Here is a 22,227-nt window from a genome sequence, read left to right as displayed (position 1 = left end):
GGACTGGTGGGTCCGCATGCGGGTGGCTTTCGGCGGGCCGGGTCGGGACGATGCGCGGATGGTGAGCGATCCGGCACGACCGTCGGCTCCGGAGTTGGCAGAGATCATGCGCGCTGCGCTCATGCGTGCTCAGTGGGATCCAAACGGTGATCCGGCGGTCGCCGCTGATGTGCTGGGCGCCTTGGCCGAAGGCGTTTGCGGTCCGGTCGCTTCGGTGGCGGTCGGGCAGATCGTCTTCGACTCGGAGGCTCTGGGGACGGTGTACCTGTTCTGTGCTTCGGTGAACAAGGCCCTTGACCGGAACCACCCGGCGCGGCTGCCCACTGACCGGGGTTTGCCGATCGCGGAGCATCTCGCCCGCGTGCAGCCCTTGCTGCCCGGATTCCATCGGCGGCAGCAGGAGGCACTCCAGCTTCTGGACCAGGAGTTTCCGCCACACAACTGATCTCGCGAGCATGCGGAGCGGCGAACCCAGAGCCCAGGCGCACTCACCGCCACGGTCACCGAACTGCTGGCCCGCGGTGTCGCCGACCCCGGCGCCTGGACACCGGCAGCCACCCTCGGACCCGGCCTGGCGACAGCCGCAGGCGGCACCTTCGTACCGGACTGAGCGCGGACTGAGCCCGGGCTGAGCAGCGCCGGTGCTCGCCGTCGGGCTTCGCCTCGGCGTGGGTGGTGGGGCGAAGCGCCCATATTCTGGAGCGGGCGGAGAGCTCCGAGATCATCCGCCCGGGCAGACGTACGGCGCGGTATGGAGGGGTGTTCGTGAGCGGGAAGCAGATTCCGGTGGTGGTCCTGACGGGCTTTCTGGGATCGGGCAAGACGACCTTGCTCAACCATCTCCTGCGCCGCCGCGCGGGCCGGCGCATCGCGGTGGTCGTCAATGACTTCGGAGCCATCGAGATCGACGCCATGACGGTCGCCGGGCAGGTCGGCTCCACGGTCTCGCTCGGCGACGGCTGTCTGTGCTGCGCCGTCGACGCGAGCGAACTTGACGGCTATCTGGAGCAGTTGACCCGGCCGGCCGCCCGCATCGACGTCATCGTCATCGAGGCGAGCGGGCTGGCCGAGCCCCGGGAACTCGTCCGGATGCTGCTCGCCGGGAACCATCCGGGCACGGTGTACGGGGGACTCGTCCAGGTCGTCGACGCGGCCGAGTTCGACGCCACCCGGGAGCGCCATCCCGAGACCGACCGGCATCTCGCGATCGCCGATCTGGTGGTCCTCAACAAGACCGATCGGGTTTCGGAGCCGGAGCGGCGGCGCGTTCTGGCCGCCGTCGGCGGACTCGCGCCCGGGACGCCGGTGGTCTCCGCCTCGTACGGACGGATAGACCCTGAGCTGCTGTTCGACCCGGCCGTCGCACCGGCCGAGGAGGAGAAGGTCCGGCAGCTCACCTTCGAGGACCTTTACGCGGAGGCGGAGGCGGAGGACGCGCACGCCCACGGTCCCGGCGGAGGCGACGGCTCCGAAGGCGGCGACGGCCTCGGAGGACACGGGGGACACGACGGCCATCTCCATGCCGCCTACGAGAGCGTCTCGTACACCGCGCGGGCCCCGATGGACCCGCGAAGGCTGATGGCGTTCCTCGACTCCCGGCCCGAAGGCCTCTACCGGATCAAGGGATTCGTCGACTTCGGGGCGTACGACCCTGCCAACCGCTATGCCGTGCACGCGGTCGGCCGGTTTCTGCGCTTCTACCCCGCGCCCTGGCCGCGCGGCGAGGAGCGCCGCACCGAACTGGTCCTGATCGGCTCCGGCATCGGCCGCGAGGCGCTGCTCAAGGAGCTGGCGGCCTGCGAGGGGACCGGGCCGCGGGACGCCCCCGCCGACGAGCGCGGCATGTGGGGCGTCCTGCGGTACGTACCCGACCCGGCCGGATCCGAGCGCGACGACCCGGACCCGGACTCAGCCCCGGACGGGGCGTGATCCGTGACGCCGGATCAGTGCGCGGGCCCGGCCAGTGCATCGACCTGCGCCGCGAACGGCGTACCCGAACCGTCCCGGCGCGGGTCCGGATCCGGCAGCCCCACCGGCGCGCCGTTCTTCTGCGCCGCGCGCGCCGGGCTCGCGCCCGCCCACGCCAGCACCAGCATGTCCTCGCCCTTCAGGAACCGCTGGCAGCGCACCCCGCCCGTGGCCCGGCCCTTGCGCGGATACTGGTCGAACGGTGTGAGCTTCGCCGTACGCACCGAGTCGTCCAGCGTGCCGTGCGAACCCGTGACCGTGAACACCACCGCGTCCGCTGCCGGATCGACCGCTGTGAACGAGATCACCGTCGCCCCCTCGGTCAGCTTGATCCCCGCCATCCCGCCCGCCGGCCGGCCCTGCGGCCGTACCTGCGAGGCTTGATACCGCAGAAGCTGCGCGTCCGAGGTGATGAAGACCAGGTCCTCCTCGCCCGTGCGCAGCTCCGCGCCGCCCACGATCCGGTCGCCCTCCTTGAGGGAGATGACCTCCAGCTCGTCCTTGTTGGCCGGATAGTCCGGGACCACCCGCTTGACCACGCCCTGGAGCGTGCCCAGCGCCAGCCCCGGGGACGACTCGTCGAGGGTGGTCAGACAGACCAGCGTCTCGTCGCCCTCCAGCGCCAGGAACTCCGAGACCGGCGCCCCGCCCGCCAGATTCGGGGCCGAGGCGGTGTCCGGGAGCTGCGGCAGATCGATCACCGCGATCCGCAGCAGCCGTCCCGTCGAGGTCACCGCGCCGATGTCGCCGCGCGCCGTCGCGGGCACCGCCGAGATGATCACGTCGTGCTTGACGCGCTTGCCGTCGCCGCCCTCCAGCGGCTCGCCGTTGACCGTACGGGCCAGCAGACCGGTCGAGGAGAGCAGCACCCGGCACGGATCGTCCGCCACCTCCAGCGGCACCGCGGCCACCGAAGAACCGGCCGACTCCAGCAGCACCGTGCGCCGTGGGGTGCCGAACTTCTTCGCCACCGCGGCCAGTTCGGAGGAGACCAGCTTGCGCAGCTCGGTGTCCGACTCGAGGATTCCGGTCAGCTCGTCGATCTCGCCGTTGAGCCGGTCGCGCTCGCTCTCCAGCTCGATCCGGTCGAAGCGGGTGAGCCGGCGCAGCGGTGTGTCCAGGATGTATTGCGTCTGGACGTCGCTCAGCGAGAAGTGCTCGATCAGCCGCTCCTTGGCCTGCGCCGAATTGTCGCTGGACCGGATCAGCCGGATGACCTCGTCGATGTCGATGAGTGCCACGAGCAGGCCCTCGACGAGATGCAGCCGGTCGCGCCGCTTGGTCCTGCGGAACTCGCTCCTGCGGCGCACCACCGTGAACCGGTGGTCCAGATAGACCTCCAGCAGCTCCTTCAGCCCCAGCGTCAGCGGCTGCCCGTCCACCAGCGCCACATTGTTGATGCCGAAGGACTCCTCCATGGGCGTCAGCTTGTAGAGCTGTTCGAGCACCGCCTCGGGCACGAAACCGTTCTTGATCTCGATGACCAGACGCAGTCCGTGCGAGCGGTCCGTGAGGTCCTTGACATCCGCGATGCCCAGCAGCTTCTTGGCGGAGACCAGGTCCTTGATCTTCGCGATGACCTTCTCGGGGCCGACCGTGAAGGGCAGTTCGGTGACGACCAGGCCCTTGCGGCGCGCGGTGACGTCCTCCACCGTCGCGGTCGCCCGGATCTTGAACGTGCCCCGGCCGTTCTCGTACGCGTCCTTGATGCCCGCCAGCCCGACGATCCGGCCGCCGGTCGGCAGATCGGGGCCGGGGACGAACCGCATCAGCGTCTCCAGGTCCGCGCCCGGGTGCTTGATGAGATGACGTGCGGCCGCCACGACTTCGCCCAGATTGTGCGGCGGCATGTTCGTCGCCATACCGACCGCGATACCGGAGGCGCCATTGACGAGGAGATTGGGATAGGCGGCCGGAAGCGTGGCCGGTTCTCGCTCCTGGCCGTCGTAATTCGGCTCGAAATCGACGGTGTCCTCGTCGATCGATTCCGTCATCAATGACGTGGCGTCGGCCATCCGGCACTCGGTGTAGCGCATGGCGGCCGGCGGATCGTCATTGCCGAGCGAGCCGAAGTTGCCATGTCCGTCGACGAGGGGCAGCCTCATCGAGAAGGGCTGTGCCATACGGACCAGCGCGTCGTAGATCGACGCGTCGCCGTGCGGGTGCAGCTTGCCCATCACCTCGCCGACGACGCGGGCGCACTTCACATACCCGCGGTCGGGGCGCAGGCCCATCTCGTTCATCTGGTAGACGATGCGGCGGTGCACCGGCTTCATGCCGTCCCGGGCGTCCGGCAGGGCCCGGGAGTAGATCACCGAGTACGCGTACTCGAGGAAGGAGCCCTGCATTTCATCGACCACGTCGATGTCGAGGATCTTCTCCTCGAAGTCCTCCGGCGGCGGGGTCTTCGTGCTGCGGCGGGCCATCGCTGCTGCGGCTCCTTCACAGGTCCTTGTACGGCAACTTCTCTAGCTGACGCGGACCATTGTGGACCGAGCCGCCGACAACCCGGACCTCGACCCGTCACCGGCATACGGCCGGGGGGTAAGCCGGAGCGCCGGGCGAGGGGTACGGAGCAGGTGGTGCGCGGGGCGCGTGGCGGGCGTCTGCCACGCCGGAACTTCGCCAGGTGTCAGCACGCTTGCATACAGTGGCAGGACTTCTCCATATCGCGATCGAAGGGACGTACATGCCCATGGGTCACACGGCCACAGCGCAGGCCGGTTCCGGCGGCCTGACAGCGACTGAGCACCGACTGGCCAACGGCCTGCGCGTGGTGCTCTCCGAGGACCATCTGACCCCGGTCGCCGCTGTCTGCCTCTGGTACGACGTCGGGTCACGCCATGAAGTCAAAGGCCGTACGGGCCTCGCCCACCTCTTCGAGCACCTGATGTTCCAGGGCTCGGCCCAGGTGAAGGGGAACGGCCACTTCGAGCTGGTGCAGGGGGCCGGCGGTTCGCTGAACGGCACCACCAGCTTCGAGCGCACCAACTATTTCGAGACCATGCCCACCCACCAGCTCGAACTGGCACTCTGGCTGGAAGCCGACCGGATGGGCTCGCTGCTCGCCGCGCTCGACGAGGAGTCCATGGAGAACCAGCGGGACGTCGTCAAGAACGAGCGCCGCCAGCGGTACGACAACGTGCCGTACGGCACGGCGTTCGAGCGGCTCACCGCGCTCGCCTACCCCGAGGGCCATCCGTACCACCACACCCCGATCGGCTCGATGGCCGACCTGGACGCCGCGACCCTGGAGGACGCCCGCGCGTTCTTCCGTACGAACTACGCGCCGAACAACGCGGTCCTGTCGGTCGTCGGCGACATCGACCCCGAGCAGACCCTCGCCTGGGTCGAGAAGTACTTCGGCTCCATCCCGTCCCACGACGGCAAGCAGCCGCCCCGCGACGGGACCCTGCCCGACATCATCGGCGAGGAGCTGCGCGAGGAGATCCACGAGGAGGTCCCGGCGCGCGCGCTGATGGCCGCCTACCGGCTGCCGCACGACGGCACCCGCGAGTGCGACGCCGCCGATCTGGCGCTCACCGTCCTCGGCGGCGGCGAGTCCTCGCGGCTGCACAACAGGCTGGTGCGCAGGGACCAGACCGCGGTCGCCGCGGGCTTCGGACTGCTGCGGCTGGCCGGCGCCCCCTCGCTGGGCTGGCTGGATGTGAAGACCTCCGGCGGGGTCGAGGTCCCGCAGATCGAGGCCGCCGTCGACGAGGAGCTGGCCAGGCTCGCCGCCGAGGGCCCGACGGCCGAGGAGATGGAGCGGGCCCAGGCCCAGCTCGAACGCGAATGGCTGGACCGGCTCGGCACGGTCGCGGGCCGCGCGGACGAACTGTGCAGGTTCGCCGTGCTCTTCGGCGACCCGCAGCTCGCGCTGACCGCCGTCACCCGCGTGCTGGACATCACCGCCGAGGAGGTACGGGCCGTCGCCGCGGCCCGGCTGCGCCCCGACAACAGGGCGGTGCTGGTGTACGAACCGCTGGCCTCCGAGGACACCGCCGACGCGGCGGGGACGGCCGCCGACGAGACCGACGAGCACGAAGGGGCGGACCAGTGAGCGACGCTGCCGTGACCATGGACTTCCACCCGCAGCCGACCGCCGGCGAGGCCAGGCCCTGGGCCTTCCCCGCGCCCGAGCGCGGCGCCCTCGGCAACGGGCTGACGGTGCTGCGCTGCGACCGCCCGGGACAGCAGGTGGTGGCGGTCGAGATCAATCTCGACGCCCCGCTGGAGGCCGAGCCCGAGGGGCTCGACGGGGTCGCCACGATCATGGCGCGGGCGTTCTCCGAGGGCACCGACAAGCACAGCGCCGAGGAGTTCGCCGCCGAGCTGGAGCGCTGCGGCGCCACCCTCGACGCGCACGCGGACCACCCGGGCGTACGGATCTCCCTGGAGGTCCCGGTCTCCCGGCTGCCCAAGGCCCTCGGCCTGCTCGCCGAGGCGCTGCGCGCGCCGGCCTTCGCCGACAGCGAGGTGGAGCGGCTGGTGCGGAACCGGCTGGACGAGATCCCGCACGAGAGCGCCAACCCGGGCCGCCGCGCCGCCAAGCAGCTCTCCAAGGAGCTGTTCCCCGCTTCCTCCCGGATGTCCAGGCCGCGCCAGGGCACCGAGGAGACGGTCGCGCGCATCGACGCCTCGGGTGTGCGGGCCTTCTACGAAGCGCATGTACGGCCCGCCACGGCCACCGCCGTGATCGTCGGCGATCTCACCGGGGTCGACCTGGACGGAGTGCTGGCGGACACCCTCGGCACCTGGACTGGTGACACCGCCAGGCCCCGCCCCGTACCGCCCATCACGGCCGACGACACGGGCCGGGTGGTGATCGTGGACCGGCCGGGCGCCGTCCAGACCCAGCTGCTGATCGGCCGGATCGGCGCCGACCGGCACGACCGGGTCTGGCCCGCCCAGGTGCTCGGCACGTACTGCCTGGGCGGCACGCTCACCTCCCGGCTCGACCGGGTGCTGCGCGAGGAGAAGGGCTACACCTACGGAGTGCGGGCCTTCGGGCAGGTGCTGCGCTCCTCGGCCCCCTCGGAGCCGGGCGGGGCGACGGGCGCCGCGATGCTCGCCATCAGCGGTTCCGTGGACACCGCGTCCACGGGCCCGGCGCTGGACGACCTCTGGAAGGTGCTGCGCACCCTAGCGGCGGAGGGCCTCACCGACGCCGAGCGCGATGTGGCCGTCCAGAACCTGGTCGGGGTGGCACCGCTCAAGTACGAGACGGCCGCGTCCGTCGCGGCGACCCTGGCCGACCAGGTCGAGCAGCACCTCCCCGACGACTTCCAGGCCCAGCTCTACGCGCGCCTGGCAGAGACCGGCACGGTGGAGGCGACGGCCGCGGCCGTCAGCGCCTTCCCGGTGGACCGGCTCGTCACCGTGCTCGTCGGGGACGCCGAGCAGATCAAGGAGCCGGTGACGGCGCTGGGTATCGGCGACGTCACGGTCGTCAGCGGCTGAGAAAACCGACTCCGTGATAAACCCCGGCGACAACTGTCGCCGGGGTTTCTTAAATGTCCGCTTTCGCTACGAGGCTGCCCGTCTGCTCCGCGATGGCCGCTCCGTGCTGGCCAAAAGATATCCATCGATTCCGGGCACCCATCGGAAATCCGCGTTGATTGCAATAGAGTCACGGAACAGGGGCCGATCGGCAGCGTTTCGCGCGGATTAAGGCGGAGGTTCGGACATGCGCATTCCCGCGCACTCGGTATGCACGGCGATCCGCGACGACATTGTCTCCGGTGTATTCGAACGGGGCAGCCGGCTCACCGAGGAGCAGCTCGCGCGGCGCTACGGCGTCTCCCGCGTCCCGGTGCGCGAAGCCCTGCGCACCCTGGAGTCGGAGGGCTTCGTGACCACCCGCCGCCATGTCGGCGCGTGTGTGGCCGAGCCCACGGACCAGGAGGCGGCCGATCTGCTGGAGGTGCGGCAGCTCCTGGAGCCGCTGGGCGCGGCGCGCGCGGCCCAGCGCCGTACGGAAGCCCATCTCAAGGTGCTCCGGGGCCTGGTCAGACTGGGGCAGGAGCGGGCCAGACGGGGACAGGGCGAGGATCTGCGCTCGCTCGGCACCTGGTTCCACGAGACCCTCGCCCAGGCGTCCGGAAGCCCGGCGCTCACCGCCCCGCTCACCCAGCTCCGGCACAAGATCGCCTGGATGTATGTGATCGACCAGCCCGCGCACCCGGTGGACTCCTGGGCCGAGCACGGCGCGATCGTGGACGCGGTGGCGCGCGGCGACGCGGAGCGCGCGCGGTCGCTGACCGCCCTGCACGCGGAGCGTACGGCGGCGGTGCACCGGCTGCGGCGGACCGAGCGCGACCGGGAAAAGGTGAGGGTTTCGCAACATGGTGTAAACACCGCGAGTGCCCGCACTTAACAATCTCGCCGTATACAAAGAATTGAAAAGCGCGGCCTATTCTTCGCTGCCCGCACGGAAATACGGAGCCGCGGTGCGCCGAATTCGCGCACCGCGGCTCCGTCGTGCGTAATTCCGGCCGGGCGCAGGACGGACTCCCGCCACCGGACCGGGTCCCGCCACCGGACAGCTCTCGTACAGCTCGTTCAGACCGTCTCGGGCAGTTCGTCCAGGCCCTCGGCGACCAGTTTCGCCAGCCGGTCCAGAGCCGCCTCCGCGCCGTCCGCGTCGGAGGTCAGCACGATCTCCTCGCCGCCCTGCGCGCCCAGACCGAGCACCGCGAGCATCGACCCGGCGTTGACGGGGGTGCCACCGGCCTTCGCGATCGTCACGGGGACTCCGGCGGCCGTGGCGGCACGGACGAAGATGGAAGCGGGACGGGCGTGCAGCCCCTCGGCCCAGCCGACATTGACGCGGCGCTCAGCCATGGTGTTGCCCTTCAAGTCTCAAAAGTCTGAAAAACGATGTCCGGCCCAGAATCTCATGTGCCGGGGAATACCCCCTTCGCGACCCCTGAGGGCCCCCTCGGCGGCGCCGCCCCCCGTAGGCTTTCGGCATGGAGACGCCGCCGGACCACGCGTACCCCGATCACTGGGAAGCGGACGTGGTGCTGCGCGACGGAGCCACCGCCCGTATCAGGCCCATCACCACCGCCGACGCCGGGCGGCTGGTCAGCTTCTACGAACAGGTCTCCGACGAGTCGAAGTACTACCGCTTCTTCGCGCCCTACCCGCGCCTCTCCGCGAAGGACGTCCACCGGTTCACCCACCACGACTATGTGGACCGGGTGGGCCTCGCGGTCACGGTGGGCGGGGAGTTCATCGCGACCGTACGGTACGACCGCGTCGACGCGCGGGGGCGGTCCGCGTCCGCGCCCGCCGACGAGGCCGAGGTCGCGTTCCTCGTCCAGGACGCGCATCAGGGGCGCGGGGTCGCGTCCGCCCTGCTCGAACACATCGCGGCGGTCGCACGTGAGCGAGGAATCCGGCGCTTCACCGCCGAGGTGCTGCCAGCCAACAGCAAGATGATCAAGGTGTTCAGGGACGCCGGGTACACCCAGAGGCGCAACTTCGAGGACGGTGCCGTACGCCTCACGCTCGACCTCGAACCGACCGCGGAGTCCCTGGCGGTCCAGCGCGGACGGGAGCAGCGGGCCGAGGCCCGCTCGGTCCAGCGACTGCTCGCGCCGGGCTCGGTCGCCGTCGTCGGCACCGGCCGGGCACCCGGCGGGGTCGGCAGAACGGTCCTGCGCAATCTGCTCGACGCCGGGTTCACCGGACGTACGTACGCGGTGAACCGGGCCTTCGACGAGGACCGCACCGAGATCGACGGCGTCCCGGCCGTCCGCTCGGTCGCACTGATCAAGGAGCCCGTCGACCTCGCGATCGTCGCCGTACCGGCCGGCCGGGTGCCCGAAGCGGTCGCGGAGTGCGGCGAGCACGGTGTCCGGGGGCTGGTGGTCCTCTCGGCCGGTTACGCGGAGAGCGGCCCGGAAGGCAGGGAGCGGCAGCGCGCTCTGGTGCGCCAGGCCCGTTCGTACGGAATGCGGATCATCGGACCGAACGCCTTCGGGATCATCAACACCGCCGATGCCGTCCGGCTGAACGCCTCGCTCGCACCCGAGCCACCCGCCCGTGGACGCATCGGCCTGTTCACCCAGTCCGGGGCCATCGGGATCGCGCTGCTCTCCGGGCTCCACCGGCGCGGCGCGGGTCTCTCGTCCTTCATCTCCGCGGGCAACCGCGCGGACGTCTCGGGCAACGACATCCTCCAGTACTGGTACGAGGACCCGGACACCGATGTCGCCCTGCTCTACCTCGAATCGATCGGCAACCCACGGAAGTTCACCCGGCTCGCCCGGCGTACGGCGGCGGTCAAGCCGGTCGTGGTGGTCAAAGGCGCGCGCCACAGCGGCAGTACGCCCCCGGGCCACGCGGTCCCGGTCACCCGGATCCCGGACGCGACGGTCTCGGCGCTGATGCGGCAGGCCGGTGTGATCCGTGTCGACACGGTCACCGAACTGGTCGACGCGGGCCTGCTGCTGGCCTCGCAGCCCCTCCCCGCCGGGCCACGCGTCGCGATCCTCGGCAACTCGGAGTCCCTCGGTCTGCTCGCCTACGACGCCTGCCTCACCGAGGGGCTCCGCCCGCTGCGCCCCCGTGACCTCACTACCGCGGCGACGCCCGCGGACTTCCGTACGGCGCTCGGCGAGGCCCTGTCCGACCAGGCCTGCGACGCCGTCGTGGTGACCGCGATCCCGCACGTCGGCGAGGCTGACGCGACGCCCGCCGCACCCGCCGCACCCGGCACCGCCCTGGCCGGCGCGCTCCGCGAAGCGCTCACCGCGGGCCCGCCCAAGCCGGTCGCCGTGGTGCACGTCGAGATCGCGGGCCTGACCGAAGCCCTGGCGGCGCCGCAGCCCGCCGGTCCCGCGGCGCCGCAGTCCGCCGGACCCGTGACGCCGGAGTCCGCAGAGTCCGCCGGGCCCTCGACGCCGCAGTCCGCCGGGTCCGCCGCCCGTATCCCCGCCTACCCCGCCGCCGAGCGGGCCGTGAGGGCGCTCGCCGAGGCAGTCCGGTACGCGCAGTGGCGGCGCGAGTGCGGCGAGCCCGGCAAGGTGCCCGAGTCCATCGACGACACCATCGACGAGAGCGGTGCCGCCGCGCTGATCGCCCGGACGCTCGGCGAGCACACCGATCCGCGCGGGGTACGGCTCGGCCCCGCCGACGCGCACGCGCTGCTCGCCCTGTACGGCATCCCCGTGCGCCCGACCCTCCCCGCGCCCGACCCGGCAGCGGCCGTCGGCGCCGCCGCCCGGCTCGGATACCCCGTCGCGCTGAAGACGACCGCGCCCCATCTCCGCCACCGCGCCGACCTCGGGGGCGTACGGCTCGATCTCGCCGACGAGGCCCAACTGCGGCTCGCCTACCGCGAGCTGACCGAATCGCTCGGCGGCCCCGGCGAACTGCGGCCCGTGGTCCAGTCGATGGTCCCGCGCGGGGTGGACACCGTCGTACGGGCCGCCATCGACGCGGCCGCCGGGGCCGTGCTCTCCTTCGGTCTCGCGGGCCCGCCCTCCGAGCTGCTCGGCGACCTCGCCCACCGGCTCGTACCCGCCACCGACCGCGATGTGGCCGGACAGATCAGGTCCATCAGAACGGCCCCTCTCCTCTTCGGCTGGCGCGGCTCCGCGCCCGTCGACACCCCTGCCCTGGAGGAACTGCTCCTCCGGGTGTCCCGGCTGGCCGACGACCACCCCGAGATCGTCTCCGTCACCCTGGAACCGGTCGTCGTCGCCACCCGTGGGCTCTCCGTCCTCGACGCGGGCGTACGGCTCGCACCGCCGCCCGCCCGCGACGATCTGGGCCCGCGCCGCCTCCCCAGTTACTGACGGGTCACCGGGACGGAAGGGCCCTCCGGGGCGTCCTCGGCAGCCATCCGGCCACCGTAGGATGGAGCCCATGGCGAAGACCGGTACGACGACCCAGGGGCTGCGCACGGCGATCGAGCGCAGCGGCTACTACCCGGCTCTCGTGGCCGAAGCGGTGGAGGCCGCTGTCGGCGGTGAGCAGATCGCGTCGTACGTGGTGCACCAGGAGACCACCTTCGACGCCAACGAGGTGCGCCGGCATGTCACCGTCCTCGTCCTGACCGCCCACCGCTTCATCGTCAGCCACACCGACGAGCAGAACGCCGACACCAGCTCCCCGACCCCGTACGCCACCACCTCCACCGAGTCGGTCAAGCTCGACCGCATCTCGTCCGTCGTGGTCAGCAGGGTCGTCGCCAACCCGGAGTCGTACACCCCCGGCTCCCTGCCGCGCGAGGTCGTCCTGACCATCGGCTGGGGCGCGGTCTCGCGGATCGATCTGGAGCCCGCCGCCTGCGGCGACCCCAACTGCGAGGCGGACCACGGCTACACCGGCAGCTCCACCGCCGACGATCTGAGCCTCAGAGTCAGCGAGGCGGGCGACGGACCCGACACCGTCCGCCAGACGCTCGCGTTCGCCCAGGCCCTTTCAGAAGCCACAGCGGCGACCGCGGCCCCCGCCGCCGCACCCGCCAGCCCGGTCACCGGCCGCTGATGGCCGCCGAGGCACTCTGGCAGGACCCCGTCCCGCTCGCCCCGGACTCCGCTCCGCTGCCCGAGTACGGCACCGGCTCGCTCGCCGACTTGCTGCCCACGCTCGCGGCAGGCCAGGGCGTACCGGGTCTGACCGCGGCCATTTCCGAACTGACCCCCGCCGACCGGAACTGTGTCTTTCTGATCGACGGCCTCGGCTGGGAACAGCTCAGGGCCCACCCGGACGAGGCGCCCTATCTGAACTCACTGCTCGGCAGCTCGCGCGGTCGCACCGGCCGCCCCCTCACCACCTGCTTCCCCGCCACCACGGCGACCTCCCTCGCCTCCTTCGGTACGGGCCTGGCACCGGCCACGCACGGACTGCCCGGGTACACCGTCCGCGATCCGGCCACCGGCGCGCTGATGAACCAGCTCCGCTGGAAGCCCTGGACCGAGCCGGCGGTCTGGCAGCCGTACCCCACGGTCTTCCAGCTCGCCGCCGAGGCCGGGGTCCATACCGCCCAGGTGTCCTCGCCGACCTTCGAGACCACCCCGCTCACCAAGATCGCGCTCAGCGGCGGCAGCTTCCACGGCCGTCTCACCGGCGAGGAGCGGATGGACCTCGCCGCCGAGCAGCTCGCCGCGGGCGACCGCTCGCTCGTCTACACGTACTACAGCGAGGTCGACGGCAAGGGCCATCGCTTCGGTGTCGACTCCGACGCCTGGCGCGGCCAGCTCATGTACGTCGACCGGCTCGCCCAGCGCCTCGCCGAGCGGCTGCCGCCCCGTACCGCGCTCTATGTGACCGCCGACCACGGCATGATCGACATCCCCTTCGACGAGGAGTCGCGCATCGACTTCGACGAGGACTGGGAGCTGCGCGCCGGGGTCGCCCTGCTCGGGGGCGAGGGCCGGGCCCGCCATGTCTACGCCGTGCCGGGGGCCGAGGCCGATGTCCTCGCCGTCTGGCGCGAGGTGCTCGGCGAGCGGTTCTGGGTGGCGAGCCGCGAAGAGGTGATCGCCGGGGGCTGGTTCGGACGGCCCGGCGCGATGGACGAGCGGGTGTACGGACGGATCGGCGATGTCGTCGCGGCGGCCCACGACGATGTGGTGATCACCGCCTCCGTCCAGGAGCCGCACGAGTCGGCGATGGTCGGGATGCACGGCTCGATGACCCCCGTCGAGCAGCTCGTCCCGCTCCTCGAAGTACGCTCCTAGAACAGCCCAGGCCGTGGCCCATACGCTTCGCGGCTCCCGTAAGCCACGCAAGCCCCAGAGCCCACACAGACCCGAGAGCCCCCGCACGCCCCAGGGCCCGCGGATGTCACGCCCGAGAACCGAAAGGCCGTCACTCCCTCATGCCAGAGCTGGTGTTCTTCTCCGGAACGATGGACTGCGGAAAGAGCACCCTCGCTCTTCAGATCGAGCACAACCGCTCCGCGCGCGGACTCCAGGGCATGATCTTCACCCGTGACGACCGCGCGGGCGAGGGCAAGCTCTCCTCCCGGCTGGGCCTGGTCACCGACGCCGTCGAGGCCGCCGAGGGCTTCGACTTCTACGCCTATCTGGTCAACCGCCTCTCCCAGGGCGGCCGTTGCGACTACGTCATCGCCGACGAGGCGCAGTTCCTCGCCCCCGAGCAGGTCGACCAGCTCGCCCGGGTGGTGGACGACCTGGAGCTGGACGTCTTCACCTTCGGCATCACCACCGACTTCCGCTCCAAGCTCTTCCCCGGCTCGCAGCGGCTGGTGGAACTGGCCGACCGGATCGAGGTCCTCCAGGTCGAGGCGCTCTGCTGGTGCGGCGCGCGGGCCACGCACAACGCGCGGACGGTCGGCGGTGCCATGGTCGTCGAGGGCGCCCAGGTCGTCGTTGGCGATGTGCACCAGTCCGGCGACCAGATCGGGTACGAGGTGCTGTGCCGGCGCCATCACCGGCGGCGGATGACCGCGGCGACCGCGCGGGCGGCCACGCTCTCACCGGATGTCCTGCCGGTCGGGAACGGCGAAGTGCCCCTGGACGGCGGGCCGTTGACCGACGGGCAGGCGGCACTCCGCTGAGCCCGACAGGACGATGCCTCGGACCGGCGCCGGTGCTTCGCGGTCGGCGCCGGGCGGTCAGAGGTCCGCGAGCTGCCGGTGCCCGGCCGACCGTACGATCGAGAAGACCGCGCCCTCCGGGTCCGCGACCGTCGCCAGCCTGCCGTGCGTGCCTTCGTGCGGCGGCTTGATCACCCGCCCGCCCAGCTCCGTCACCAGCCGCGCGGCGGCGTCGGTGTCGTCCACCTCGAAATACGTCATCCAGTGCGAGCCCAGATCCCGGGCGAGCGCGCGCCCCACCCCGTGCAGGGAGGCCACCGGCCGTCCCTCCAGACGCAGGGTCAGGAAGTCAAAGTCGGTCGACTCGACCGACTCCACGTCGTAGTTGAAGAGCGCTTCGTAGAACTTTCCGACCGCTGATGTCTCGCGTGTGATCAGTTCGTTCCAGACCGGGGTGCCATGGGCCCCGGCCACCGCCGTCCCGATGTGCGCCGCCGCCTGCCAGATCCCGAAGACCGAGCCGGCGGGGTCCGCTGCGATGGCCATCCGGCCCGCCTCCGCCGCGTCGAGCGGACCGACACCGACCGTTCCGCCACAGCTTCTGATCGTGTCGGCCGTCAGATCCGCGTCGTCCGTCGCCAGATAGGTCATCCATGAGATGGGCAACTGCCGGTCGGGCGGCAACTGGCCGATGCCCGCGATCGCCCTGCCGTCCAGCATGCCGCGGACATACGGTCCGAGCTGCTGCGGTCCCGGCCGGAACTCCCAGCCGAACAACTCCCGGTAGAACTCCTCGGTCGCGGCAAGGCCGTGCACCATCAGGCTCACCCAGCAGGGTGTGCCGGGTGTGCGCCGGATCGCTGCCTCGGTCATCGTCACTCTCTCCTCGGACCGTCGTGGCCGTGCGGGGACCGGGCGCGGGCCGCTCTCCGGCCGCCGTACGGGAACGGCCGTACGCCCGTGCAGATGCTCGCACCTGTCACCGGGTGCCGCTTCCCGACTGCGCCGACCTTGGCGCGATCTCGATGGGGTGTTTACCGGCCGTTTCTCCGCCGTTTCCGGGTAGGGCCGCCCGTGCGCGAGGATGGCTCCATGACAGCCATCATCACCGCGGCGGAACTTCAGGGCGAGTCGGCCGGACCTCGTCCGCCCGTCCTGCTCGACGTCCGCTGGCAGCTCGGCGGACCTCCCGGCCGCCCGGCCTATGAGGCGGGGCATCTGCCGGGCGCAGTCTATGTCGATCTCGATACGGAGCTGGCGGACCCGCCCGGGGCACGCGGCCGGCATCCGCTGCCCGAGGCGGCGGCCTTCGGCGCGGTGATGCGGCGGGCCGGAGTGTCGCAGGACAGGCCGGTGGTGGTGTACGACGGCGGCCAGGGCTGGGCGGCGGCACGCGCCTGGTGGCTGCTGCGCTGGGCGGGTCACTCCGATGTGCGGGTGCTGGACGGCGGCCTGGCCGCCTGGACCGGCCCGCTCTCCACCGAGGTCCCGGACCCCGTCGAGGGCGACTTCAGCCCGGTGCCGGGCTCGCTCCCGCTGCTGGACGCGGATGGTGCGGCGGCCCTGGCGCGCAGGGGGCTGCTGCTGGACGCGCGGGCCGCCGAGCGCTACCGCGGCGACGTCGAACCCGTCGACCGGATCGGCGGCCATATTCCCGGCGCGCTGTCGGCGCCCACGATGGCGAATGTGGCCGAAAATGGCACCTTCCTGTCGGCGCGAGATCTGGCCGCACGATTCACGGCACTCGGTGCCACAGCCGGAACCGAGGTGGGTGTCTACTGCGGGTCCGGTGTCTCGGGGGCCCATGAGGTGCTGGCGCTGGAGATCGCGGGCATCCCTGCGGCGCTGTACGCGGGCTCCTGGTCCGAGTGGTCGGCGGACGAGACCCGTCCGGTCGCCAAGGGCCCCGACCCCCAGTAGCCCGAGCCCGCGGTCTCGCCGTACCGCCTGCCGTACACGCACACGCATACGAAGGGGGCCCGTACACGCACACCGTGTACGGGCCCCCTTCGCGGAGGCCTCCTCGGCGATGTGCCGCGGCCGACAACTCGCCGTGGCCGTGGCCGTCTTCGCGCTACTCCTGCTTCTTGCGCCGCGTGCCGAACACGATCTCGTCCCAGCTCGGCACCGCGGCCCTGCGGCCCGGACGGACCCCATCCGCTTCCGCCTGGCGGTCCGTCGTGCCCGTGAGCCGGTCCCGGTGCCCGGACACCGAGCGCGGCATCAGCACATCCGCGTACGCCGAACCGGCCGAGGCCGCGGGCGCCGGCGGCTCCTCGGCCTCCGGCTCCTCCTCCGGATCCGTGGCGGGCGGCTCCGGAGCGGGCCGCTCGGGCACCACCATGTCGCCTCGGAAGCTCGGCACCGCCTCCAGCAGGCTGGTCAGCGAGTCGCGTTCGCTCATCTCGTCCGGCTCCGGCGCCCCGGGCCGCTCCGACTGCCGGTCGAGCGCGCGGTCCATCGGCCGGTCGCGGTCGCGCGGCAGCCGCGCGATCCGCGGTACGAACGGGAAGCTCGGCTCCTGCGCGGTGACCGTGTCGTCGGTGTCGCCGATCAGGGCGCGGGCCTCGTCGTCCACCGCCTGGACGAGCCGCCGGGGCGGGTCATACGTCCAGCTCGCCGAGTGCGGCTCACCCGCGACCCGGTAGACGAGCAGCACCTCCCAGGTGCCGTCGTCACGGCGCCAGGAGTCCCACTGCACGGTGTCCTTCTCGGCGCCGCGCAGCGTCAGCCGCTCCTGCACGGCCTCACCGAGCTGGGGTCCCGCGTTCTCGCCGGGGCGGCGCACGGCCGTCTTCCTGGCCCGCTCGGCCATGAAGGCGCGCTCGGCCAGCACCGGACCCTCGAACCGGCGGACCCGGTCCACCGGGATACCGGCGTGGTGGGCGACCTCCTCGGCGGAGGCGCCGGCTCGTATACGCGCCTGGATGTCACGCGGTCTGAGGTGGCTCTCGACCTCGATCTCGATCTGACCGAGGCGGGCGCGGTCATTGCGCACGGCGGCGCGGAGGCGCTCATCAATCGGAAGCGTGTATTCCGTGCTGTCCGCAGCCTTGAGCACCAGTCGTGTGCCGTCGTTGGAGACGGCCACGACACGCAGTTCGGGCATGGGGACCTCCCGGGTGGTGCCTGCCGACGTCACGTGCGTCGCTGCTTCCGCTAGTCGAGTGTGGCCTGCCCGGGTGCAGCCTGCCACAACCTTGCCGTGCTGCCCGGCGTGTCGGGCAGTGGCCCTGGATCGCCGTTATGGCACGGTTACCTCTTTGCGACGCAGAGTGACAGACCCGGTCACTCCGTGCAGCAGGCGCCCGTGCGGTGCCGCGGCGCCGCCGGATCGAGTGCCACGTTCGGCCCCCTTCCCGAAGGTTCCGGACACCCATGAGGGAGTCCGGCCCCAGGGCTCGCCACAGTACTCCATTCGGGCCATCCGGGTGGACCGGCACGCCGCCCAAGTTCTCGCCGGGGCGCGGAGTTGAGCACCGGCAACACGCCTGACCAGGCCCGCTGCTTCACAGAATCCGCTACATCGGAATGATCGGCTTCGCTCAGTCGCCCTTTCCCGGTACGAGATGGGGCAGATGGGTGAGCGGGGGCGGAAGACGGGGCATAGCGCCTCGGGCCGCCTCGGCCCCCGGGAACCGGTCCCCGCCGGCTCCCATCAGTCCCCGGTCGGTCCCCACGAGTTTCCGCTCAGTCCCCGAGAATCCGCCGCAGATAGTCATTGCCGAACAGCCGGTCCGGATCCAGCCGGTCCCGGAGCGCCGTGAACTCCCCGAAGCGCGGATACGCCCGCGAGAGGTACTCCGCGTCCCTGGTGTGGATCTTGCCCCAGTGCGGCCGGCCGTCGTGCGCGGTCATGATCCGTTCCACCGCGGTGAAGTACGCGTGGTAGGGCGTGCCCCGGTACAGGTGCACCGCGATGTACGCGCTGTCCTGGCCCGAGGCGGTCGAGAGCGTGATGTCGTCCGCGGGCGCCGTGCGTATCTCCACCGGAAAACTCACCCGCAGCGGTGAGCGCTCGACCATCGCCTTGACCTCGCGCAGCGCCTCTACCGCCGCCTCGCGGGGCAGCGCGTACTCCATCTCGACAAAGCGCACGCGACGCGGGGAAGTGAAGACCTTGTAAGGGATGTCCGTGTAGGTGCGTGCGGAGAGGGCGCGGCTGGAGATCCTGGCGATGGCGGGGATGGTCGCGGGCACGGCCCGGCCGACCGAACAGGCCACCTGGAACAGCCCGTTGGAGAGGAACTCGTCATCGATCCAGCCGCCGAACCGGCCGGGCGGGGCCGCCGGACCCGCGCTGCGGTTGTTGCGCTTGGTGGTGCAGTTGCCGGTGTGCGGGAACCAGTAGAACTCGAAGTGCTCATTCTCGGCCACGAGCTGATCGAACTCGGCTGTGACCCGGTCGAAGGCCATGGGCTGCTCACGGGCCGTCAGCAGAAAGACCGGCTCCACCGCGAGGGTCACCGAGGTGATCACCCCCAGCGCGCCCAGCCCGATCCTGGCGGCGGCGAAGACCTCCGGATTCTCCTCCGCGGAGCAGCGCAGCAGCGAGCCGTCCGCGGTGACCAGTTCCAGGGCGCGGATCTGGGCGGCTATGGAGGCCGAGTCACGGCCGGTGCCATGGGTGCCGGTGGAGGCGGCGCCCGCGACGGTCTGCTCCATGATGTCGCCCATATTGGCCAGCGACAGACCCTCGCGCGCCAGTGCCGCGTTGAGCCGCTTCAGCGGGGTGCCGGCCGCCACGGTCACGGTGCCCGCCGTCCGGTCGACGTCCCGGATGCCGGTGAGCAGATCGGGCCGTACGAGCAGCCCGTCGGTGGCGGCGGTGGCGGTGAAGGAGTGGCCGGTGCCGACCGCCTTGACCTTCAGCCCGTCCTCGGCGGCCCTTCGTACCGCCTCGGTCAGCTCCTCGACGGAGGCGGGGGAGACCGCGCGGGCCGGGCGGGCGGTCACGTTCCCCGCCCAGTTGCGCCACGCGTCCACGGTCGGCCCGTTCGTGTGCGTCCCGGTCATACGCCACTCCGTCCCCCGAGCAGTTGGAGGGGGATCATACTCACGGCCACCGTGCGTATGTCCGCCGGCCACCGCCGCCGCACATCACGGGCGGAGCGGATGGCAGGATCGAAACATGCCCCAACAGCTTGAGACTTCCCCCTATGACGCGCTGCTCCTGCTGTCCTTCGGCGGCCCCGAAGGCCCGGACGATGTGATTCCGTTCCTGGCGAACGTGACCAGGGGGCGAGGGATCCCCGAGGAGCGGCTCAAGGAAGTGGGCCGGCACTACTTCCTGTTCGGCGGGGTCAGCCCGATCAACGAACAGAACCGCGCGCTGCTCGACGCCCTGCGCAAGGACTTCGCCGAGCACGGTGTCGATCTGCCCGTCTACTGGGGCAACCGCAACTGGGCGCCGTATCTGACCGACACCCTGCGCCGGATGACCCTGGACGGCCGGCGCCGGATCGCCGTCCTCGCGACCAGCGCGTACGCCTCGTACTCGGGCTGCCGCCAGTACCGCGAGAACCTCGCCGAGGCGCTAGCCGCCCTGGCCGCCGAGGGGCTCGAACCGCCGCGCGTGGACAAGCTGCGGCACTACTTCAACCACCCCGGTTTTCTGCGCCCCATGATCGACGGCGTGCTGGCCTCGCTCGCCGATCTGCCGGAGCCGGTACGGGCGGGCGCCCACCTCGCCTTCACCACCCACTCCATCCCGGTCGCGTCGGCCGACACCTCGGGACCGGCCGAGGACCACGGCGAGGGCGGCGCGTATGTGGCCGAGCACCTCGACACCGCCCGGCTGATCGTCGAGGCGGTACGGGAGGAGACGGGCGTGGAGCACCCCTGGCGGCTGGTCTACCAGTCCCGCAGCGGCGCCCCGCACATCCCCTGGCTGGAGCCGGACATCTGCGACCACCTGGAGACGCTGCACGGCGAGGGCGTCCCGGCGGTCGTGATGGCCCCCATCGGCTTTGTCTCGGACCATATGGAAGTCCTGTACGACCTCGACACCGAGGCCACCGCCAAGGCCGCGGAGCTGGGGCTGCCCGTCCGCCGCTCGCCCACGGTGGGCGCCGACCCGCGCTTCGCCGCCGCCGTCCGCGACCTGGTGCTGGAGCGTGCCGCCACCGAGCGGGGGCAGTCGCCGGAGCGCTGCGCGCTGGGCGCGCTCGGCCCGAGCCATGACCTCTGCCCGGTCGGCTGCTGCCCGGCCCGTGCCCCCAGGCCCGCCGCCGCGGGCGCCGACAGCCCGTACGCCTGAAGGAGCCCCGACGTGACCGACACCCGACCCGCCGCCACCGACGCCCCGCCCGCTGTGACCGACCGGCCTGTCACCGGCCGGCCCGATGAGGCCCTGACCGCCGAGCTGCTCGCCCTCGCGCTGGAAGCCGCCCGCCGCGCGGGCGAGCTGCTGCGCGACGGCCGCCCCGACGATCTGGCCGTCGCCGCCACCAAGTCCAGCCCCATCGATGTCGTCACCGAGATGGACATCGCCGCCGAGAAGCTGATCACCGGCCTTCTCTCCGATCGCCGCCCCGACGACGGTTTCCTCGGCGAGGAGGGCGCCAGCTCGACGGGCAGCAGCGGCATCCGTTGGGTCATCGACCCGCTGGACGGCACCGTCAACTATCTGTACGGACTGCCCACCTGGGCCGTCTCCATCGCCGCGGAACGCGACGGCGAGACCCTCGCGGGAGTCGTCGCGATCCCGATGCGCAGCGAGACCTTCCGTGCCGTGCGCGGTGGCGGCGCCTTCCTCAACGACCGGCCTGTCCACTGCCGCCCCGCGCCCCCGCTGGACCGCGCCCTGGTCTCGACCGGCTTCAACTACGTCACCGCCGTCCGCGCCCACCAGGCCGGGATCGCCCAGCGGCTGATCCCGCAGTTGCGCGACATCCGGCGGGGCGGCTCCGCGGCCACCGACCTCTGCGATGTGGCGGCGGGCCGGCTGGACGGCTACTACGAGCGCGGGCTGCACCCCTGGGACTTCGCGGCCGGCGATCTCATCGCCCGCGAGGCGGGCGCGCTCACCGGCGGACGCCCCGGCGCCCGCCCGAGCTTCGAACTCACGGTGGCGGCCACCCCGGGTGTCTTCGAGCCCCTCCAGGGCCTGCTGGACGAGTACGGCGCCTGGCACGACTAGGGAGCCGTAGGCCCCGCCGGGTACGGTCCGGCGGCGCGGCCGGTCGTACGGAAGGGCCCCGGCGCCGTCCCCTCGGCGCCGGGGCCCTTCTCACTAGGTCGTTGTCACAGCTCTGATATTTGAATAGGGCCAAGGCATGCGGTCAGGCGCTTGCCGCGCCGACCTCCACACCGTGCTCGGCCGCAAGCCGGCGAAGGTCTTCCAGCTCTTCCTGATCGACATCCACGAGGAAGTCGTCGCCCGTCTCCCGGGCTCGGTTGAGATCCGTTTCCGTGGCCTTTATACGCTGCAGAAGCCCGGCGGTGAACGCGTCCATTGCGCCCCCTCGTCGTGGGTCAGTGGCACGGGGGTGTGCCGACGGCGGGTAGATCACGCACCCACTGCCTCTGGATGACAGAAAGGGTGTGGCGTGCCACAAACAGGGCGTGATCTCGGGTGTGAAGTCGTCTTCCCCAGGGGCCGACTCCGAGAAACCTCAACGCGTCAAACAATCCGTTCCATTCCCGGATGTCCCAGGTCACCCGGCATCGTCTTACCGCCGGTTTATGGCCGTAACGGGCAGGATGGGGCCGCACAGCCAGTGCTACAACCTGCCCCG

18 protein-coding genes are annotated in these 22,227 nt (G+C 71.5%); 12 read left to right on the top strand and 6 right to left on the bottom strand.

What is annotated here, in order from left to right:
- The coding region (locus tag WH07_RS01660; RefSeq protein ID WP_232788667.1) for a hypothetical protein at nucleotides 1-445 on the top strand (445 nt) is incomplete at its 5' end.
- 320 nt (nucleotides 446-765) lie between these two features.
- A complete protein-coding gene (locus WH07_RS01655; RefSeq protein ID WP_232788666.1) occupies nucleotides 766-1,929 on the top strand; it encodes a CobW family GTP-binding protein in 1,164 nt (387 codons plus the stop codon).
- A 14-nt stretch (nucleotides 1,930-1,943) separates the two neighbouring features.
- Here the strand turns inward: WH07_RS01655 and WH07_RS01650 are convergent, their stop codons facing one another.
- Entirely contained in the window at nucleotides 1,944-4,394 is a 2,451-nt protein-coding gene (locus WH07_RS01650; protein WP_046494441.1) for a DNA gyrase/topoisomerase IV subunit A, read from the bottom strand.
- A gap of 263 nt (nucleotides 4,395-4,657) precedes the next feature.
- Here WH07_RS01650 and WH07_RS01645 point away from each other — a divergent pair, with 263 nt between their 5' ends.
- The 3 genes from WH07_RS01645 (at nucleotide 4,658) to WH07_RS01635 (ending at nucleotide 8,347) form a co-directional block, all read left to right on the top strand.
- Complete coding sequence (locus WH07_RS01645; RefSeq protein WP_198533697.1) at nucleotides 4,658-6,031, top strand: M16 family metallopeptidase; 1,374 nt, start codon at nucleotides 4,658-4,660, stop codon at nucleotides 6,029-6,031.
- A 17-nt stretch (nucleotides 6,032-6,048) separates the two neighbouring features.
- Nucleotides 6,049-7,431 carry a M16 family metallopeptidase gene (locus WH07_RS01640; protein ID WP_046494453.1) on the top strand — a complete coding sequence of 461 codons (1,383 nt, stop codon included), beginning with the start codon at nucleotides 6,049-6,051 and terminating at the stop codon, nucleotides 7,429-7,431.
- Nucleotides 7,432-7,657: 226 nt separating this feature from the next.
- Complete coding sequence (locus WH07_RS01635) at nucleotides 7,658-8,347, top strand: GntR family transcriptional regulator (protein WP_046494438.1); 690 nt, start codon at nucleotides 7,658-7,660, stop codon at nucleotides 8,345-8,347.
- A 185-nt stretch (nucleotides 8,348-8,532) separates the two neighbouring features.
- On the opposite strand, the gene WH07_RS01630 is transcribed toward WH07_RS01635, so the two are convergent.
- Nucleotides 8,533-8,814, bottom strand: coding sequence for an HPr family phosphocarrier protein (locus WH07_RS01630; RefSeq protein ID WP_046494437.1), 282 nt, complete (start codon nucleotides 8,812-8,814; stop codon nucleotides 8,533-8,535).
- A gap of 128 nt (nucleotides 8,815-8,942) precedes the next feature.
- On the opposite strand from WH07_RS01630, the gene WH07_RS01625 reads away from it, so the two are divergent.
- The 4 genes from WH07_RS01625 to WH07_RS01610 all read left to right on the top strand — a co-directional run bounded on the left by WH07_RS01625 (nucleotide 8,943) and on the right by WH07_RS01610 (nucleotide 14,509).
- Nucleotides 8,943-11,777: a bifunctional acetate--CoA ligase family protein/GNAT family N-acetyltransferase gene (locus tag WH07_RS01625; RefSeq protein WP_046494436.1), complete on the top strand. Its 2,835-nt coding sequence runs from the start codon at nucleotides 8,943-8,945 to the stop codon at nucleotides 11,775-11,777.
- A gap of 70 nt (nucleotides 11,778-11,847) precedes the next feature.
- Entirely contained in the window at nucleotides 11,848-12,471 is a 624-nt protein-coding gene (locus WH07_RS01620) for a DUF5998 family protein (RefSeq protein ID WP_046494434.1), read from the top strand.
- Complete coding sequence (locus tag WH07_RS01615) at nucleotides 12,471-13,667, top strand: alkaline phosphatase family protein (protein ID WP_046494433.1); 1,197 nt, start codon at nucleotides 12,471-12,473, stop codon at nucleotides 13,665-13,667. The genes WH07_RS01620 and WH07_RS01615 overlap by 1 nt, the downstream gene beginning before the upstream one ends.
- A gap of 140 nt (nucleotides 13,668-13,807) precedes the next feature.
- Complete coding sequence (locus tag WH07_RS01610; protein ID WP_046494431.1) at nucleotides 13,808-14,509, top strand: thymidine kinase; 702 nt, start codon at nucleotides 13,808-13,810, stop codon at nucleotides 14,507-14,509.
- 57 nt (nucleotides 14,510-14,566) lie between these two features.
- Here the strand turns inward: WH07_RS01610 and WH07_RS01605 are convergent, their stop codons facing one another.
- Entirely contained in the window at nucleotides 14,567-15,361 is a 795-nt protein-coding gene (locus tag WH07_RS01605; RefSeq protein ID WP_046494430.1) for a VOC family protein, read from the bottom strand.
- Nucleotides 15,362-15,580: 219 nt separating this feature from the next.
- Here WH07_RS01605 and WH07_RS01600 point away from each other — a divergent pair, with 219 nt between their 5' ends.
- Entirely contained in the window at nucleotides 15,581-16,408 is an 828-nt protein-coding gene (locus WH07_RS01600; RefSeq protein WP_046494429.1) for a sulfurtransferase, read from the top strand.
- Nucleotides 16,409-16,562: 154 nt separating this feature from the next.
- Here WH07_RS01600 and sepH read toward each other — a convergent pair whose 3' ends face one another.
- Nucleotides 16,563-17,597 carry a septation protein SepH gene (sepH, locus tag WH07_RS01595; RefSeq protein ID WP_046494427.1) on the bottom strand — a complete coding sequence of 345 codons (1,035 nt, stop codon included), beginning with the start codon at nucleotides 17,595-17,597 and terminating at the stop codon, nucleotides 16,563-16,565.
- Between the two features lie 581 nt (nucleotides 17,598-18,178).
- Entirely contained in the window at nucleotides 18,179-19,504 is a 1,326-nt protein-coding gene (locus WH07_RS01590; RefSeq protein ID WP_046494426.1) for a D-arabinono-1,4-lactone oxidase, read from the bottom strand.
- A gap of 115 nt (nucleotides 19,505-19,619) precedes the next feature.
- Here WH07_RS01590 and WH07_RS01585 point away from each other — a divergent pair, with 115 nt between their 5' ends.
- Together WH07_RS01585 and WH07_RS01580 are read left to right on the top strand one after the other, a co-directional pair.
- On the top strand, nucleotides 19,620-20,747 hold the full coding sequence (locus WH07_RS01585; RefSeq protein ID WP_046494424.1) for a ferrochelatase: 1,128 nt from the start codon (nucleotides 19,620-19,622) through the stop codon (nucleotides 20,745-20,747).
- 54 nt (nucleotides 20,748-20,801) lie between these two features.
- Complete coding sequence (locus tag WH07_RS01580) at nucleotides 20,802-21,629, top strand: inositol monophosphatase family protein (RefSeq protein WP_046494451.1); 828 nt, start codon at nucleotides 20,802-20,804, stop codon at nucleotides 21,627-21,629.
- A 142-nt stretch (nucleotides 21,630-21,771) separates the two neighbouring features.
- Here the strand turns inward: WH07_RS01580 and WH07_RS40180 are convergent, their stop codons facing one another.
- Nucleotides 21,772-21,945, bottom strand: coding sequence for a hypothetical protein (locus tag WH07_RS40180; protein WP_169922638.1), 174 nt, complete (start codon nucleotides 21,943-21,945; stop codon nucleotides 21,772-21,774).
- Between the last annotated feature and the right edge of the window lie 282 nt (nucleotides 21,946-22,227).

The sequence above is a fragment of the Streptomyces odonnellii genome, from assembly GCF_000981895.1.
Lineage (GTDB): Bacteria > Actinomycetota > Actinomycetes > Streptomycetales > Streptomycetaceae > Streptomyces > Streptomyces odonnellii.
This window is presented reverse-complemented; position numbering and strand designations above follow the sequence as displayed.

Bases quoted from the DNA above. Each gene is read 5' to 3' on its own strand.
- WH07_RS01650 (WP_046494441.1), bottom strand. From the start codon at position 4,394: ATGGCCCGCCGCAGCACGAAGACCCCGCCGCCGGAGGACTTCGAGGAG.
- WH07_RS01645 (WP_198533697.1), top strand. From the start codon at position 4,658: ATGCCCATGGGTCACACGGCCACAGCGCAGGCCGGTTCCGGCGGCCTG.
- WH07_RS01640 (WP_046494453.1), top strand. From the start codon at position 6,049: ATGGACTTCCACCCGCAGCCGACCGCCGGCGAGGCCAGGCCCTGGGCC.
- WH07_RS01635 (WP_046494438.1), top strand. From the start codon at position 7,658: ATGCGCATTCCCGCGCACTCGGTATGCACGGCGATCCGCGACGACATT.
- WH07_RS01630 (WP_046494437.1), bottom strand. From the start codon at position 8,814: ATGGCTGAGCGCCGCGTCAATGTCGGCTGGGCCGAGGGGCTGCACGCC.
- WH07_RS01625 (WP_046494436.1), top strand. From the start codon at position 8,943: ATGGAGACGCCGCCGGACCACGCGTACCCCGATCACTGGGAAGCGGAC.
- WH07_RS01620 (WP_046494434.1), top strand. From the start codon at position 11,848: ATGGCGAAGACCGGTACGACGACCCAGGGGCTGCGCACGGCGATCGAG.
- WH07_RS01615 (WP_046494433.1), top strand. From the start codon at position 12,471: ATGGCCGCCGAGGCACTCTGGCAGGACCCCGTCCCGCTCGCCCCGGAC.
- WH07_RS01610 (WP_046494431.1), top strand. From the start codon at position 13,808: ATGCCAGAGCTGGTGTTCTTCTCCGGAACGATGGACTGCGGAAAGAGC.
- WH07_RS01605 (WP_046494430.1), bottom strand. From the start codon at position 15,361: ATGACCGAGGCAGCGATCCGGCGCACACCCGGCACACCCTGCTGGGTG.
- WH07_RS01600 (WP_046494429.1), top strand. From the start codon at position 15,581: ATGACAGCCATCATCACCGCGGCGGAACTTCAGGGCGAGTCGGCCGGA.
- sepH (WP_046494427.1), bottom strand. From the start codon at position 17,597: ATGCCCGAACTGCGTGTCGTGGCCGTCTCCAACGACGGCACACGACTG.
- WH07_RS01590 (WP_046494426.1), bottom strand. From the start codon at position 19,504: ATGACCGGGACGCACACGAACGGGCCGACCGTGGACGCGTGGCGCAAC.
- WH07_RS01585 (WP_046494424.1), top strand. From the start codon at position 19,620: ATGCCCCAACAGCTTGAGACTTCCCCCTATGACGCGCTGCTCCTGCTG.
- WH07_RS40180 (WP_169922638.1), bottom strand. From the start codon at position 21,945: ATGGACGCGTTCACCGCCGGGCTTCTGCAGCGTATAAAGGCCACGGAA.